The organism is Corynebacterium sp. H127 (genome assembly GCF_037482665.1).
GTDB lineage: Bacteria > Actinomycetota > Actinomycetes > Mycobacteriales > Mycobacteriaceae > Corynebacterium.
The window spans coordinates 72,219-87,016 of record NZ_JBBHKY010000001.1; the positions used below are offsets into that span (position 1 = coordinate 72,219).

General features: G+C 58.9%; 12 protein-coding genes. 3 read left to right on the plus strand and 9 right to left on the minus strand.

All coding sequences use genetic code 11. The features are described 5' to 3' along the window. Nucleotides 1-15: 15 nt before the first annotated feature. The 9 genes from WG936_RS00335 to WG936_RS00375 all read right to left on the minus strand — a co-directional run bounded on the left by WG936_RS00335 (nt 16) and on the right by WG936_RS00375 (nt 11,468). Nucleotides 16-1,323, minus strand: coding sequence for an anaerobic C4-dicarboxylate transporter (locus WG936_RS00335; protein ID WP_339563575.1), 1,308 nt, complete (start codon nt 1,321-1,323; stop codon nt 16-18). Nucleotides 1,324-1,571: 248 nt separating this feature from the next. Continuing rightward, on the minus strand, nt 1,572-3,011 hold the full coding sequence (aspA, locus tag WG936_RS00340; protein WP_339571798.1) for an aspartate ammonia-lyase: 1,440 nt from the start codon (nt 3,009-3,011) through the stop codon (nt 1,572-1,574). Nucleotides 3,012-3,532: 521 nt separating this feature from the next. Further along, complete coding sequence (gene hisG / locus WG936_RS00345) at nt 3,533-4,378, minus strand: ATP phosphoribosyltransferase (protein WP_339571799.1); 846 nt, start codon at nt 4,376-4,378, stop codon at nt 3,533-3,535. A gap of 15 nt (nt 4,379-4,393) precedes the next feature. Next, nucleotides 4,394-4,657, minus strand: coding sequence for a phosphoribosyl-ATP diphosphatase (locus tag WG936_RS00350; RefSeq protein WP_339563572.1), 264 nt, complete (start codon nt 4,655-4,657; stop codon nt 4,394-4,396). 4 nt (nt 4,658-4,661) lie between these two features. Further along, a complete protein-coding gene (locus WG936_RS00355) occupies nt 4,662-5,363 on the minus strand; it encodes an HAD family hydrolase (protein WP_339571800.1) in 702 nt (233 codons plus the stop codon). Between the two features lie 10 nt (nt 5,364-5,373). Next, on the minus strand, nt 5,374-8,901 hold the full coding sequence (gene metH, locus WG936_RS00360) for a methionine synthase (protein ID WP_339571801.1): 3,528 nt from the start codon (nt 8,899-8,901) through the stop codon (nt 5,374-5,376). Between the two features lie 17 nt (nt 8,902-8,918). Beyond that, on the minus strand, nt 8,919-9,299 hold the full coding sequence (locus WG936_RS00365; RefSeq protein WP_339571802.1) for a hypothetical protein: 381 nt from the start codon (nt 9,297-9,299) through the stop codon (nt 8,919-8,921). A gap of 39 nt (nt 9,300-9,338) precedes the next feature. Next, entirely contained in the window at nt 9,339-10,595 is a 1,257-nt protein-coding gene (gene mshC / locus WG936_RS00370; RefSeq protein WP_339571803.1) for a cysteine--1-D-myo-inosityl 2-amino-2-deoxy-alpha-D-glucopyranoside ligase, read from the minus strand. Nucleotides 10,596-10,643: 48 nt separating this feature from the next. Continuing rightward, nucleotides 10,644-11,468 carry an undecaprenyl-diphosphate phosphatase gene (locus WG936_RS00375; protein WP_339572020.1) on the minus strand — a complete coding sequence of 275 codons (825 nt, stop codon included), beginning with the start codon at nt 11,466-11,468 and terminating at the stop codon, nt 10,644-10,646. A gap of 97 nt (nt 11,469-11,565) precedes the next feature. On the opposite strand from WG936_RS00375, the gene WG936_RS00380 reads away from it, so the two are divergent. The 3 genes from WG936_RS00380 to WG936_RS00390 are packed head-to-tail and all read left to right on the plus strand — an operon-like array spanning nt 11,566 to nt 14,736. Further along, nucleotides 11,566-12,465, plus strand: a complete 900-nt coding sequence (locus WG936_RS00380; protein WP_339563567.1) for an aldo/keto reductase — start codon at nt 11,566-11,568, stop codon at nt 12,463-12,465. Between the two features lie 35 nt (nt 12,466-12,500). After that, nucleotides 12,501-13,628: a WD40 repeat domain-containing protein gene (locus WG936_RS00385; RefSeq protein WP_339571804.1), complete on the plus strand. Its 1,128-nt coding sequence runs from the start codon at nt 12,501-12,503 to the stop codon at nt 13,626-13,628. A gap of 13 nt (nt 13,629-13,641) precedes the next feature. Beyond that, nucleotides 13,642-14,736, plus strand: a complete 1,095-nt coding sequence (locus WG936_RS00390) for a quinone-dependent dihydroorotate dehydrogenase (protein ID WP_339571805.1) — start codon at nt 13,642-13,644, stop codon at nt 14,734-14,736. Nucleotides 14,737-14,798 lie beyond the last annotated feature (62 nt).

Genomic DNA, 14,798 nt, shown 5'->3' on the forward strand with positions numbered 1-14,798 from the left:
TCGAAAAGGAATTTCCTAGAGCATGAAGCTACCGAATAGGAAGCCGAAGGCAACAGCGAGGGAAATCGCCAGAGTGCCTGGGATGATGAAGGAGTGGTTGAAGACGAACTTGCCGATCTTCGTGGATCCGGTGTCATCCATTTCCACAGCTGCAAGCAGCGTTGGGTAGGTAGGCAGGATGAACAGTGCGGAAACTGCGGCGAAGGAAGCAACTGCAACCAATGGGGAGACACCGACGGCGAGCGCTGCTGGGAGCAGAGCCTTGGCGGTAGCAGCCTGGGAGTACAGCAGTGCGGCGGCGAAGAAGAGAACCACAGCCAGCATCCATGGGTAGTCATTCAAGATGTTGCCGGACAGGCGCTTGATGTCCTCGATGTAGTGGTTGATCAGCGTGGTACCGAGCCAAGCAACACCCAGCACACAGATACATGCGGACATACCGGAACGGAACACTGGGGTTTGCAGGATGGTATCTGCCTTGATCTTGCAGACCAGGGTGATTACGGTTGCAGCACCGAGCATGATGGCCATGATGGCCTCGTTACGAGGGATCTTCGGATCGCTGATCAAGCCAACCTGGTCAGAAATAGCGGTTGCGTAGAACATCACCAGGATGATCGCGACGAGGAAGATGAGGACGGAAGCCTTAGCACCCTTGATTGGGGCGTAGTCGTGCTTGCCACTTGGTGGCTTAGAGGTGCCGTTAGCCAAACGCTCTTGGTAGATAGGATCATCTGCCAGGTCCTTGCCCAGGAAGTTGGTAACAAAGGCAGTGATGATGATCGCGATGAACGTGGAGAGCAGGAACACTCCGAGCATGGAGACATAGCCGACTCCGAGTGGTTCCATGATGGATGCCATGAAGACCACAGCAGCGGAGATTGGGGATGCGGTGATGGCCATCTGCGAAGCGACGACGGCGATGGACAGTGGACGGGATGGGCGGACGCCACCTTCCTTAGCCACCTCAGCGATGACTGGAAGAGTAGAGAATGCGGTATGTCCGGTGCCACAGAAGACTGTCATCAGCCAGGTCACGATAGGTGCCCAGATGGTGATTTGCTTTGGATTCTTACGCAGCGCCTTTTCGGCGAGGTAGACGAGGTAGTCGAGGCCACCGGCCTTCTGCATCGCTGCGATTGCTGCGATGACGGCCATGATAATGCCGATGACATCAAAAGGAATGTCCTTGATCGTCACCGGGATACCGGTAAGTCCAAGCAACAGGACGCCAGCGCCACCGGCAAAGCCAATGGCAATGGAGCCCAAGCGCGCGCCAATGAAGATGGCCGCGAGGACAATGATGATTTGAAGTGCGAGCACTGGTCTTTCCCTTGGGTTAGGTGAGTTTCGCACGAATCTGGAATCGCCTTGCACAGCTCAGCGGTGGCATTTTTCGCGTGAAACTCGGTTGAAATGGTTTCACTGAAGATATTCAGTTATGGAAGAATGATGGGGTTTGAGCACGCCTTTCGGTAGGAGACCCAAGCCAATAAATCTCCTACCGATCGGCGTTACCCAAGGCGGGCGTCACTGCCAAACTAGGAACGTGACGCCCTAGTACGAAGCTTTTAGTCCTCGTACAGCTTTCCGCGGTACACAGGGTTCATGAGGTTCTCGGTGGAGAGAACTTCGTTGAGCTGTGCCTCGTCCATCAGTCCCTTTTCGAGGACAAGTTCGCGCACGGAGCGGCCGGTCTGAGCGGCCTCCTTGCCGATCTTGTCACCGTTGAGGTGGCCGATGAATGGGTTCAGGTAAGTAATGATGCCGATGGAGTTGTCGACGAACGCGCGGCAGACATCTTCGTTGGCGGTGATGCCCACGACGCACTTTTCGCGCAGTGCCTTGACAGCGTTGGTGAGCAGCGACAGGGACTCGAAGATTGCCTGTGCCAGTGCTGGCTCCATGACGTTGAGCTGCAGCTGGCCAGCTTCAGCGGACATCAGTACGCACATGTCGTTGCCGAAGACCTTGAAGCACACCTGGTTGACAACCTCTGGGATAACCGGGTTGACCTTTGCTGGCATGATCGAAGAACCAGCCTGGCGTTCTGGCAGGTTGATTTCGTTCAGGCCGGCGCGTGGACCGGAAGACAGCAGGCGCAGATCGTTACAGATCTTGGACAGGTTCATCGCGGACTGCTTCACTGCAGCGTGTGCGTGCATGTAGCAGGAGTTGTCGTAGGTTGCGACGAGCAGGTCTGGTGCGCCCTTGATCTCCAGGCCAGTGACCTCAGCAAGAGCAGCCACGATGGCATCCTGGAAGCCGTCTGGGGTGTTCAGGCCGGTGCCGATTGCGGTTGCGCCGAGGTTGGTGGTCAGCAGGATCTTGATGGCTTCTTCCAGGAAGTCAGCTTCCTCGATGAGGCCATGTCCGAATGCATGGAATTCTCCGCCCAGTGTCATTGGGACGGCGTCCTGCAGCTGAGTTCGGCCCATCTTCAACACGCTCTTGAACTCTTCGCCCTTGGCGTTGAAAGCCTCTGCCAGCTCACGCAGCTCGGCAATGTAGTCGAGTGCGGCGTGGTAGATGCCGAGCTTCAAACCGGTTGGGTACGCGTCATTGGTGGACTGGGCCATGTTGACATCATCGTTAGGGTTCAGATCATGGTAGGAGCCCTTTGGCTTGCCCATGTGCTCCAGAGCGAGGTTTGCAACAACCTCGTTGGTGTTCATATTCATTGAGGTTCCTGCGCCGCCCTGGAAGGAGTCGGTTGGGAACTGATCCATGCAGCGTCCATGCTCCAGAATCTGGTCGCAGGCCCATACGATTGCTTCGTACTTGTCCTTAGGAAGCGTCTTGCACTTGCGGTTGGCCATTGCGGTGGCCTTCTTTACCTGGACCATGCCACGAATGAAGTCTGGAACCTCATTGTGGGTCTTGCCGGAGATGGCGAAGTTATCCACGGCGCGCAGGGTGTGGATGCCGTAGTAGCAGTCGTTTGGAACTTCCATCGTGCCGAGGAGGTCTTCTTCGGTGCGGGTGCCTTGTGAGAAATCTTGTTCAGTCACTGGTTGTGTACTCCTTGTACCAGGTTGGTGCAGATTACATATGGTGGGCAGGTGCCCAAGTGTTTGGTTTTCCGGAACTGCTGTGCGGTTTCGGAAACGTTAAGTGTGAAATCGGAAATTGGGGTAGTTCTTAAGCTGGTTCAATAACTAATAATAGCGATCCTATGTGAATTTCCCAATGCAATTCCAACAGGAAGCGCGTTTCTAATTGTGGCATTATGCACGTTTTAGGTGTGGAACTTTTATGAATGTCGAAGCGATAGTCTTTAACAATCGAACGTTGATGAATACTGCAGGTGACGTGTTTCTTAAGCGGACTTTGGGCGGGGCAAATATCGCTTAACCTTATTTTCCCTTAAGTGCTGCTACCTCAAAGTAGGGGTACTTCCGTTTTGCACTTGAAAGGCACGTAAATCCGGTGGCTGCCACCTTTGATTCCCCCTACTCAACGCGAGAAAAACCGTTAGCAGCACCGCTGACTCGGTGTGTTGCTAACGGCTAAGAAAAAGTTCCTTGCGAACTTACATGCGGGCGATCCGGATCTGCGATGCCAAAATCGCCTTTGCTCCCAAGAGTGAGAGTCGGTCCATGATGGAGTTCGCTTCCTTGAGCGGCACCATCGCGCGTACCGCTACCCAATTCTCGTTCGCCAGTGGTGACACCGTCGGACCGGAGAGACCAGGGGTAATGGTGGTGGCTTCTTCCAGTAGGCTGCGTTCGATGTTGTAGTCAATCATCAGGAAGTTCTGGGCGTGCAGGATGCCCTCCATGCGACGCAGGAACACCCGGTGTGCATCAGTGAGATCGATGCCTGCGCGAGCCACCACGACGGCTTCCGAGTCACAGATGACGGGGCCGAAAGGCTCCAACCCCTGCTTACGCAGCGTGCGGCCGGTGGAGACGACATCAGCAATCGCGTCGGCCACACCCAGCTTGATTGAGATTTCGACGGCACCATCGAGCCGGATCACCTCCGCAGTAATCCCCCGGCTCTTGAGATCCTCTCGTACCAGGTTCGGGTAGGACGTAGCCACCCGCAGACCTTCCAACAACTCAACGGACAGCGCAGCGCCACGTGGGCCGGCATAGCGGAAGGTGGAACCACCGAAGCCTAGTGGCATTACTTCCTGGATCTTTGCCATGGAATCGGCGGCAAGGTCACGTCCAGTGATACCGAGATCCAGGTGCCCTTTCGCTACATAGATAGCGATGTCTTTGGGGCGCAGGAAGAAAAATTCGACATCATTGGCCGTATCCAGGACCGTTAATGCCTTCGGATCACGACGCTCCTCGTAGCCAGCCTCGTGCAGAATCTCAACCGCACGCTCAGACAATGAGCCCTTGTTTGGAACAGCAACTCTCAACATAGGTAGCCAACTCCCCTAGAGGTACTTGTAGACGTCTTCGGGCTTCAGGCCACGCTTGACCATGATCACCTGAGTCCAGTAGATGAGCTGGGACATCTCTTCCGCCAGCTCTTCATCCGACTGGTACTCGGCGGCGATCCATACTTCGCCCGCTTCTTCGATGACCTTCTTGCCCAGATGATGCACACCCTTATCCAGAGCGGCAACGGTGCCGGATCCCTCTGGACGAGAGGTGGATCGTTCGAGCAGTTCAGCGTATAGCGAGTCAAAGTTCTTCACGCAACTATTCTTCCACAGCAACGGGCTCTGGGGTGGCTAAGAGGTCGAACCAACGTGCCAGCTTTTCCGGGGTCACCCCTATAAAGGAGGTGCTTCCGTGCAGATCTCGCATATCGACGACCCCAGCCGGGACTCCCCCGGCCGCCGGCAAGCCGATGACGCGGCAGCCCGCGGTGCTTGCTGCAGTCATACCAGCCCCAGAATCCTCAAACACTAGGCACTGCTGCGGCTTCACGCCGAGCCGCGCAGCTGCCGTGGTGTAGATCTCCGGATCTGGCTTACCGGCGGAAACTTCGTTCCCGCAGATGGTGTCGCTAAAGAAATGACGACCAACGGCGTCGATAGCCGGGTCAGCGAGCACACGATTGGTATTGGTGACCACCATCATGGGTGTACCGGCCGCATGCAACTGCTGTAACAGCTCAGCGATGCCGGGGTTTAGTTCCAAGCGAGAGCGCAGCAACTCATCCATCCTGGTAAACAGCCGGGATCGATAACCCTGGTAGTCCGCCTCGGAGACCGTGATACCAGCGTGCTGGGCGCATATCCGGACTGTGTTGGAGAAAGTGCCGCCTATGGTCTGGGCGCGCAGCTCGGGTGTGAGCCTGCGCCCCATGGCTTCACTCATCTCATAGGTGGCGATCTCCCACAGCGGCTCTGAGTCTACGAGGGTGCCGTCCATGTCCCACAAAATTGCTTGATACATATCAAGCAGCCTATACGTTGAAGTACTTTGCCTCTGGGTGATAGAGCACGAAGGCATCGGTGGACTGCTCCGGATGCAGCTGGAGTTCCTCCGAAAGGGACACCCCGATCCGCTGTGGTTCAAGCAACTCCACTAAAGCGGTGCGCGATTCCAGGTCGGGGCAGGAACCATAGCCGAAGGAATAACGAGCGCCGGAATAGTCTAGGTCGAAGAAGCGTCGTGGGTCGGTGGCATCCTGATCCCCGACGTGCAGGTCACCTGGTAGTGCGAGCTCTGCGCGGATCCGGGAGTGCAGCCATTCCGCCATAGCCTCCGTCAGCTGTACCCCAAGCCCATGGACTTCCAGATAATCCCGATAGTTGTTTTCTGCGAAGAGCTCGTTGGCAAAGTCACCGATGGGCTGGCCCATCGTGACGAGCTGGAACGGCAGCACGTCGACCGCGTCGGAAGCGATGAAGTCGGCGATGCACAGGAAGCGGCCACGCTGCTGGCGCGGGAAGCTAAAGCGGGTGCGTTCGGCAGCGTCCCGCTGCGGTTCAGACAGGATCGCCACGTCCTGGCCCTGGGATATTGCAGGGAAATAGCCATAGACGGCTGCGGCGTGGTCCAAGATTCCGGCCGCTTTCAGCCGGTCCAACCACATGCGCAGCCGGGGGCGTCCCTCGCGCTCGACGAGCTCCTCGTAGGATTCATCGGAATCCTTAGCCGGCTTCAGGCCCCACTGCCCCATGAACAGGGCGCGCTCATCCAGCATCGGGAGGAACTCAGCGAGCGAGATCCCCTTGAGGATGCGGGTTCCCCAGAAAGGTGGCGTAGCGCGAGGCACTGCGGTATCGACGTCGGAACGCTCTGGCACGGCAGCGGGTTCGGCCTGCGCTTTCCGCTGCTCGGCGATACGCAAGGAACGCTCCCTCCGTGCCTTGCGTTCCGCCTTCTTTTGCTCGGCTCGCTCCGCTGCGGCCCTTTGCTCGGGTGAAACAGAGCCGCGCTTGAGCGCCATCACAGAATCCATGAGAGTGAGTCCCTCAAAGGCATCGCGCGCGTAGTAGACATCGCCTTCATAGACCTCGTCGAGGTCATGTTCCACATAGCTGCGGGTGAGCGCGGCTCCGCCCAAGAGGATGGGGTACTTGGCTAGTCCGGCAGAATTGAGCTCCTGCAGGTTCTCCTTCATCACCACGGTGGACTTCACCAACAGCCCGGACATACCAATGACATCGGCATGGTGCTCCTCGGCAGCAGCAGCGATGTCACGGATTGGTTGTTTGATCCCCAGGTTGACTACCTCGTAGCCATTATTGGACAAGATGATGTCCACCAGGTTCTTGCCGATGTCATGCACATCGCCCTTCACCGTCGCGATGACTAGTTTGCCCTTTGCGCCGGTGCTATCGGAGGCCGCCATGAAGTCTTCCAAATAGGCCACTGCCGTCTTCATTGTTTCCGCGGACTGCAGCACAAATGGCAACTGCATTTGTCCTGAACCGAAGAGTTCACCCACGGTCTTCATGCCGGCGAGCAGGTCTTGGTTGATGATCTCGATGGGGTCCTTTTCGAACATGGCGGCATCTAGGTCCGCCTCGAGCCCTTGCTTCTCGCCGTCGATAATGCGCTGTGCGAGGCGTTCGAACAGCGGCAGCGCAGCAAGGGCCTCCGCCCGGGCATCCTTGGCGCTGGTGGCATCGACACCTTCAAAGAGCTCCATAAAGACCTGCAGTGGGTCATAGCCCTCGCGTCGACGGTCATAGATCATGTCCAAGGCCACCTCCCGCTGCCGCTCCTGGATGCGGTTCATCGGAAGAATCTTGGAGGAATGGGCGATGGCGGTGTCTAAGCCCGCCTCGATGCACTCATTGAGGAAGACGGAGTTGAGCACCTGGCGTGCGGCTGGGTTCAGGCCGAAGGAGATGTTCGATAGCCCCAGCGTGGTGTGCACATTCGGATGCAGCGCTTTGAGCTGTTTGATGGCCGCGATCGTTTCGATGCCGTCGCGACGCGTTTCCTCCTGCCCGGTGGAGATTGGAAAGGTGAGGCAATCGACGATGATGTCCTGTTCCGCTAGTCCCCAAGTCTGCGTGATGTCCTGGATGAGCCGCTTGGCCACCGCCACTTTGTGCTCGGCCGTCCGCGCCTGGCCTTGCTCATCAATGGTCAAAGCTACGACGGCAGCGCCGTGATCTCGGGCCAGTCGCATGATCTTTTGGTAGCGAGAATCCGGGCCGTCACCGTCTTCAAAGTTGACGGAGTTCAGCGCGCAGCGTCCGCCCAGCGTCTGCAATCCAGCTTCCAATACGGCAGGCTCAGTGGAGTCCAGCATGATGGGCAAGGTGGTGGCCGTGGCCAGCCGAGATGCCAATTCGACCATGTCTTCACGGCCATCGCGCCCCACGTAATCCACACAGACATCGAGCAGGTGCGCGCCATCGCGAGTCTGCTGCTTGGCGATGTCCACGCATTTCTCCCAATCGCCCGCGAGCATCGCCTCCCGGAACGCCTTAGAGCCGTTGGCGTTGGTGCGCTCCCCGATCATCGTGATGCCGGTGTCCTGCGTGAGCGGCACAGCCTGGTACAGCGAGGACACAGTGTCCTCAGGATGCTGCAGCCGTGGCGGCTGTGGCGTCCGCTTGGCGACGGTGGCAGCCAACTGCCGAATATGCTCAGGCGTCGAGCCACAGCAACCACCCACCATGCTCAAGCCGAACTCATCGATGAAGCCAGTTAGAGCAGTTGCCATTTCCGCGGGTGAGAGTGGATACTCGGCCCCGTTTTTGCCCAACACCGGCAGTCCTGCGTTGGGCATAACGCTAACCGGAATTGAGGAGTGCCGGGACAGGTAGCGTAGATGTTCGCTCATCTCGGCGGGGCCTGTGGCACAGTTCAACCCGATGGCGGAGATTCCTAAGCGTTCCAGCGCCGTTAGCGCCGCGCCGATTTCGGATCCCAGCAGCATCGTGCCAGTGGTTTCCACGGTCACGTGACACAGGATCGGTAGCGCCAGTCCCTCGGTGGCAAAAGCGCGTTTGCAGGCCAATACAGCTGCTTTGACCTGGAGCAGATCTTGAGCGGTCTCAACGAGGATGGCGTCGGCGCCGCCGCGGAGCAGGCCGCGCGCGGCTAGTTCGTAGTGATGGCTCAGCTCGTCGAAACGCGCGTGGCCGAGGGAAGGCAACTTGGTGCCGGGGCCGAGGGCGCCGACGACGAAGCGACCAGGAAACTCTGCGGCCACTTCGCGGGCGATGCTCGCGCCGAGGTACGCCAGCTCTTCGCATCGCTGCGCGATGCCATAGTCGGCAAGGTTTGGCAGGTTGCAGCCGAAGGTGTTGGTTTCTACGAAGTCTGCGCCGGCCGCGAAATAGGCGCGGTGGATGCTGGCGACAACGTCGGGCCGGGTGTAATTGAGGATCTCGTTACAGCCTTCTAGTCCCTGGAAGTCACCTGCCACGGACATGTCGAAGCCCTGCAGCTGGGTGCCCATGGCACCGTCGCCGATGAGAATTTTATCGGACAGGGCGTCGAGAAAAGCTGTACTAGTCTTCATAAACTAGACAGCTTAGACTATTCCAGTTCTGGAAGTGCGGAAATTCCCTCAGTATTTGCCGGCGATGCCGCCACTGCCTTGCGGAAGAAAGCATTCAGTTCCTCGCGTTCTTCTGGTTCGACCACGGCATCGGCGTTCTTGGCATTGAATTCTTCGATCGCAGTCACCGTTGCCCCCACCAGGGTGGGAATGGTCTCTGGGTCTGCATCGGCAGGCAGCTGATCAAGCTCGTCGAGGAAAGACTCCAATATGGTGCGCAACTGCGGCAACTGTGCTGGGTCGAAAGGCTGATCCCAGAACTCGCGTTCCTCTTCACGAAGGTAAGAACCGGTAGCGAACTCTTCTAGGTTGGAAATGAATTCGTCGACGTCCGACTGCAACTGTGCTCGAATGCTCATAGCTTTGTATTCTCCCTTAAAAGTGTGACGGGCGCAGCATTAAAGCTTGACGCCTAACAGCGCGTGCACCATGGTACGGATGATTTTTCCTGCTTCGCTATCTCGCTCTGGGGCGGTGTCTGGGACGCTCAACGCCCAAGAGTCCAAGGCGGCCAACGCACGCGGGGTGTCCAGGTCGTCGGCAAGCGCCGAGCGTACCTCGGCAAGCAACTTCTTGGCCACCTCAGCATCGGAGGCGCGGCGCACCGCACTGCGCCAGTGCTCCAGCCGCATCTCGGCCGTGGTGAGTACCGCATCTGACCAATCCCGATCAGCGCGGTAGTGGCTAGCGTACACACCGAGGCGGATCGCGCTTGGCTCGTGGCCGGCTGCAGTCAGCTTGGACACAAAGACCAAATTGCCGAGTGACTTGGACATTTTCACACCATCCAGCGCGATCATTCCGGTGTGTACGTAGTGGGCCGCCATCCGCGGATTGCCGTGCAGGGCCTCGGCGTGTGCGGCGGAGAATTCGTGGTGCGGGAAGATCAAGTCGCTGCCGCCACCCTGAATGGCAAAGCTCTCCCCTAGCCGATTCGTGGCGATGGCGGAACACTCGATGTGCCAACCGGGACGGCCCGCACCAAAGGGGGCATCCCAGCTGGGTTCGCCGTTCCGTGCTGCGCGCCAAATCAGGGCATCGAGCGGATCGCGCTTGCCTGGACGCTCCGGGTCGCCACCGCGCTCTGCGAAAAATGCCGCCATGGTACTGCGGTCATAGCCCGACTCGTAGCCAAATTGCTCGGTGGCGGTGATGCTGGCGTAGATGTCGGGATGTTCCTCGTCAGCGACGACGTAAGCGGCACCATTATCCAATAGCCCCTGCACCATCGTGATGACCTCCGACACGGCATCGATCACGCCGACGTATTCGTCCGGAGGAAAGACCTCGAGATCAGTCATGTCCGAGCGGTAGAGATCAATTTGGCTGGTGCCTAGTTCGCGCCAATCGACGCCATCGCGCTCCGCGCGCTCAAACAGCGGATCATCCACATCAGTGATGTTTTGGACGTACTTGACGGTGACGCCGTTGTCGCGGAGCTGGCGGTACACCAAATCGAAGGCTAGATAGGTTGCTGCGTGTCCGAGGTGCGTGGAGTCATAGGGCGTAATCCCGCACACGTACATGCCAGCCACCCCGTCCTTGACCTGCACCAGGCTTAGGTCCTGATCGGCGGTATCAAACAACACCAGGGGTACTGGTTTGCCGAGCGAAGGATCGATACTGGGAACTACTGGACGTGGCCACGATTTCATGCTTTTTACTGTAGCGTGAGCGACCCACATTCAGGCGACTAAAGGCCCCTAAGGCTGCAATACCCCCATAGCGAGCAGCCCCATGACCAATAGACCTGCTGGAATACGGTACGCCGCGAACCAAGAGAAGGAATTGTTGGACACGAACTTCAGCAGCCACGCGATAGAGGCGTAGCCAACTACAAAGGCGATACCCGTACCCACCAGCAGCTGCGCGCCGGTAGCCGCCTGTCCTGCCTGAGGTGCGAAGGCATCGGGTAGCGAGAACAGCCCGGAAGCCAACACAGCAGGGATAGCCAGCAGGAAGGAGAATCGGGCGGCGACCTCACGATTGAGTCCGGTGAACAGACCAGCGGAGACGGTACCACCGGAACGGGACACACCTGGAATGAGTGCCAGGCACTGTGCCAAGCCCATAATGATGGCGTCTTTCATGGTCAATTCCTCAAAGGAACGCTTCTTGCTGCCGAACTTCTCCGCCACGATAAATACGAAGGAGAAGAGCACGAGCACGGTAGCGGTGATCCACATATTGCGCAGGTTATCCCGGATAGGATCCTTGGCTAAGTACCCCACGATGGCCACTGGCAGCGTGCCCACGATGACCATCCAACCCATCCGGTAATCAAAGCCGCGCTCCGCCTTATTGAACAGGCCCTTAAGCCAACCCCGGGCGATGTTGAAGATATCGCGGGCGAAGTACACCAACACAGCGGCTTCAGTGCCCAGCTGGATCACGGCGGTAAAGGAGGCTCCGGCATCCTGGCCCCAGAACAAGGAGGAAATGATGCGGAGATGGCCGGAGGAACTCACCGGGAGAAACTCGGTGAGACCTTGCACGACGGACAGGACGATCGTTTGAACCCAGGACATGGGTTCCGTAGCTGCAGCACTATTCACCCCTGATACCCTAGCCGGACTTCGTGGCACTGAGCCGATCGACACCTTGGGAGCTGTATCCTAAGTTGCTGTGAAGCAACGTCAACTCGGCACACACGGCCTGCGCGTATCCAGCATCGGTTTAGGCACCCGTGCCTGGGATGCGAACCTCAGCCCGGAAACTGCGGCGCAGGTGCTGCGGCGCTTCGTTTCCGCAGGCGGCACGCTTATCGACGTCACCCCCGCTACCCACTTCGGTGCCGCGCAGCGACTCCTCGGGACAGTCCTCCCCGACTTCAGCCGCGACGACCTAGTGCTCTCCTTATCTTTGGGAGTCGACCCAGAAGCGCCAGTGGGCAGGCGCGTGGATTGTTCCCGGCGAAACCTATTTCGCCAGTTGGACCGGAGCCTCGCCGAGTTGGGCCTGACCCATGTGGACCTGGTGAGTGCGGAGTATTGGGATGGTGCGACGCCCCCGGCGGAGGTTGCAGACACCTTAGAAGCGATCGTGCGTTCGGGTCGCGCTCGCTATGCCGGGCTGCGGGGCTACGAGGGCTGGCAACTCGCAGTGACTCCGTCTCCAGTTATTGCCGCAGCCGGGGCCGAGTACAGCCTGATTGACCGCAGCGCCGAAAGGGGCATTCTGCCGGCGGCGCAGTTCCTCGGGCTGGGATTCATCGCGAGCTCGCCACTCGGCCAAGGCATCCTGACCGGAAAATACCGTGATGGCGTGCGACCAACCGACGCGGAAGTGCTGGTCAAGCTGGATCAACGTAGCTCCCGCATAGTCGACGCACTGGGCACTGCGGCAACCGGGCTCGGCATCGCACCTGCAACCGCGGCCTTAGCGTGGGCGCTAGGGCGACCAGGAGTCAGCTCGACCCTGGTCAGTGTCAGCTCGCCGGAGCAGCTTGACGACGTCCTGCCCGCCGCAACTGTGACCTTAGCAACAGCGATCGTGTCAGCGCTGGATGAGATCTCCGCAGTCTAAATTGCCTTCCTAAGGCTCTGGTAGCCTTGGAAAGCGTGAAGAAAACCCTGCGTATCCCCCTCGTTGCGCTGCTCGTTAGCGGCGCTTGTGGGCTGACATCCTGTACCCCGCCCAATGTTCCAGACCCGCAAAAGCAGGCCCAGGAACAGGTTGCCGCCGACAAGGTTGTCACCGGCGTACTGGGCAACGCAACTCCCGCGCCCTCTCCCGAGGCTAAGGATCCTGCCGGAACAGTGCTGCAGCTTCCAGCTGCGTTTGCGGCGGCGAAGGACGTCGATAATGCAGGCGATGTCTTTGCAGTGCGCTCGGGGAACAAGCTCGCTATCGGTAGCATCGACAAGCTAAGAACCAACTCCTTCACCACGCTCGACATAATGAGTAGCTGTGGGGACATCACTGTCACCGGCGATACTTTCGTGCTGCCCTGCCCGGTACCTATCGAGGGCGGAGCTGGCGGCGGCGCGATCTACTTGATAGACGCCAAGAACCCGAACCTGGAAGATTCGCGCCGCGCCTCAATGAAGTTCACCTCCGCAGCGATGACGTCCACCGGTGAGGTCATCGGTGGAAGTAGCGAGGAACCTGACGTCTATGTGTTCCGCGGCAAGGATTCCGGCGATTCCAAGAAGATCTCTACCGGACGCAAGGCGGACCAAATGGTCGCCAGCGCCGTCAGCGGTACCCGTGATGGCGTGGTATTCATCGACCGCGCGGAAACCGCTATCCAGGGCGTTGACTACCAAAACAACCGCCCCGGGGCCGCACTAAGAATGGGGGTCGGCGTCGGAAGCATCGCAGCAGGTGAAGAAGGACTGTTCCTGGCATCAGACGCCCTCGGCGACCAGTTCGGCGTGTACACCGACGACGACATCCTGATGCTGCACCAGACGATGCGCACGGATAAGTCCCCGTGGGCGATCGCCTGGGACAAGAAGCACAACCTCGCTTGGGTCTCCTCGACCGCCGACAACACCATCACTGCTTATTCCCTGAAATCCGGCGTGCCGGAAAAGCGCGGCTCCTTCTCCTCCATCGCGGACGTCCACAGCATGAGCGTCGATGCGGATGGAAACATCTACGCGCTCTCCAGCTCCGGAGCCGGACTGCAGGTTATTCCTGCGAAGGATGTTGCTGCCGCCGTCGATAAGCCCGCCCAACCTTAAAGGATTCGCCATCGTGAAAAGCCATCCCCTCCGTACCGCGGCATACGAACTCGCGTTGCAACAGATGTTCCGGATGAAGCCGGAACGTATTCATATTCTGATGGCGCAGGGCCTCGGGGTACTGCACCGCCTGACACCGGTGAACCGAGCGCTCAACAAGGTTCTCCCAGTGCGCGATCCGATTCTGGCGCAGACGGTTTTCGGGGTGGAGTTTCCACGGCCGCTTGGTTTGGCGGCCGGATTTGATAAGAACGCTACCTGCGCGGATGCGTGGGCTCCCCTTGGTTTCGGATATGCGGAACTAGGTACGGTGACGGCACAAGCCCAGCCCGGCAATCCAACTCCCCGACTGTTCCGACTGCCCGCCGATAAAGCCATTTTGAACCGCATGGGTTTTAACAACCGGGGTGCGACGTTTGCTGCGGAACAATTGCGGCGGCGGCGTTCGGGCGACGTGGTGGGCATCAATATCGGTAAGACGAAGGTGGTGCCAGCCGCAGAGGCTGTCGACGACTATCGCGCCTCCGCCTCGCTGCTTGGGGACCTAGCGGACTTCCTCGTGGTCAATGTGTCCTCCCCCAATACGCCGGGATTGCGCGATCTCCAGGCTGTGGAGTCCTTGCGCCCGATCCTCAGCGCAGTGCAAGAATCCACCAGCTCACCGGTGCTGGTGAAGATCGCCCCCGACCTGTCTGACGAGGACGTCGATGCTGTTGCTGATCTCGCAGTTGAGCTGGGACTGGCCGGCATTGTGGCAACCAATACGACGATCTCGCGTGCTGGGCTGACAACGCCGCCAGATCAGGTCGCCGCCATGGGTGCTGGCGGTATCTCTGGCGCCCCGCTTGCAGCTCGTTCGCTCGAGGTACTGCGGCGGCTCTATGCTCGGGTCGGTGATTCGCTGGTACTGATCTCGGTCGGCGGCATCACCTCGCCTGCCGACGCCTGGCAGCGCATCGCCGCCGGTGCCACCTTGCTGCAGGGTTACACCCCATTCATCTATGGCGGGCCGGACTGGATTCGCGATATCCACCTCGGCTTAGCGGAGAAGGTACGCGAACACGGTTTCAGCAATATCTCTGAAGCCGTGGGTTGTGGGCTCGACTAGGTTTAGTGCTCTTTGAGGGTGCGAAAGTCGGATCATAGAAGTCGGATTTCGGCGAAATCTCG

Bases quoted from the DNA above. Each gene is read 5' to 3' on its own strand.
- hisG (WP_339571799.1), bottom strand. From the start codon at position 4,378: ATGTTGAGAGTTGCTGTTCCAAACAAGGGCTCATTGTCTGAGCGTGCG.
- WG936_RS00355 (WP_339571800.1), bottom strand. From the start codon at position 5,363: ATGTATCAAGCAATTTTGTGGGACATGGACGGCACCCTCGTAGACTCA.
- metH (WP_339571801.1), bottom strand. From the start codon at position 8,901: ATGAAGACTAGTACAGCTTTTCTCGACGCCCTGTCCGATAAAATTCTC.
- WG936_RS00365 (WP_339571802.1), bottom strand. From the start codon at position 9,299: ATGAGCATTCGAGCACAGTTGCAGTCGGACGTCGACGAATTCATTTCC.
- mshC (WP_339571803.1), bottom strand. From the start codon at position 10,595: ATGAAATCGTGGCCACGTCCAGTAGTTCCCAGTATCGATCCTTCGCTC.
- WG936_RS00375 (WP_339572020.1), bottom strand. From the start codon at position 11,468: ATGTCCTGGGTTCAAACGATCGTCCTGTCCGTCGTGCAAGGTCTCACC.